This is a genomic window from Corynebacterium sp. HMSC066C02 (genome assembly GCF_001814945.1).
GTDB classification, from domain to species: Bacteria; Actinomycetota; Actinomycetes; order Mycobacteriales; family Mycobacteriaceae; genus Corynebacterium; species Corynebacterium aurimucosum.
Genome location: NZ_KV818424.1, coordinates 1 through 233, shown reverse-complemented (window position 1 = coordinate 233; position 233 = coordinate 1). Strand labels below are relative to the sequence as shown.

General features: G+C 49.8%; 1 pseudogene. It reads left to right on the top strand.

Annotated elements, in window-relative coordinates:
* A pseudogene (locus HMPREF2996_RS12860) lies at positions 1–233 on the top strand (HNH endonuclease); the annotation flags it as partial.

The following is a 233-nucleotide window of genomic DNA, read 5'->3' as shown; positions in this document are numbered from 1 at the left end:
TGGTCACTGCCCGAAGGCCACATTAAATCCGGTCTGCGTGCTATCCACCGGCTAGAAAGTCTGCCGAAAGTCAAAGCCATACAAGACACCCACTGCCTGCTCGACATTGAATCCCTCATTGCTATTGATCAACCCATGTCAGCACTGACAGCCTTGACTGATGAAACCCTAGAGTTCATCGACACTATCCTGGCTGACTTCTTTACCCCTTCTAAACCGAATCAGGCTTTTCC